Source organism: Dyella humi, assembly GCF_044904605.1.
GTDB lineage: Bacteria > Pseudomonadota > Gammaproteobacteria > Xanthomonadales > Rhodanobacteraceae > Dyella_B > Dyella_B humi.
On the sequence record NZ_JADIKI010000011.1, the window covers coordinates 1 to 835 of the forward strand.

At 60.7% G+C, this 835-nt stretch carries 1 pseudogene; it reads left to right on the forward strand.

Going from position 1 to position 835, the window contains the following annotated elements:
* Nucleotides 1-835 (forward strand): annotated as a pseudogene (locus ISP18_RS00080) (hypothetical protein); the annotation flags it as partial.

Here is an 835-nt window from a genome sequence, read left to right on the forward strand (position 1 = left end):
CTTCCCGAGCGGCGACTACCTGGTCGACGTATTGCGGCAGGCCATGGACCTGCTGACGCCGGGCGGCCGGATCTATGTCGGCGATGTTCGCAATCTCAAGCTGCTGCGTTGCTTCGCAACTGCCATAGCCGCTTACCAACCCTCGGATGATGCCGCTGCTGCCGACGAGAGCTTGCAATGGCGCATCAACCAAAATATCCATCTGGAAACCGAATTGCTGCTTGATCCGGATTTTTTTGCCGGACTGAAGGAAGACATCACCGATATTGCCGGCGTCGACATCCAACTCAAGCGGGGTTGGAGCCACAACGAGTTGACGCGTTATCGCTATGAAGTCGTCTTGCACAAGCAAGGCACTGCCACCGTGTCCGTGGGGCAGTCGCCGTTGCTGGCCTGGGGTAAGGACATTGGCGGTCTTGAAGACCTCAAAGGGCAGTTGCTAACGAAGCGCCCCGCGCAAGTGCGTATCGGCGCAGTGCCCAACCCTCGCTTGTCGGGCGAACTCGATACGTTGCGCACCGTATGGAGCACCAACAGCCCCGAGCTTCCCGCGACCGATCTGTCGACAGCCACAGGGAACGGTGTCGAACCGGAAGCGTTTCATGCACTGGGCGGCGCGTGCGGCTATCGGGTGGCCACCACTTGGTCGAGCATGGCCGCCGACGGCAGTTGCTACGACGTCGTTTTGATCGCACCGGAAACGATCGATACCCAAGCGCCGACGGACATCTATCTGGCGCAAGGCGTGGCCCGATCGGTGGCAGCCAACAAGCCCAGTTCCATGCGCTATTCCAAGACGCTTAACCAGGCGCTGCGCGCGCATCTGGCGCGGCAG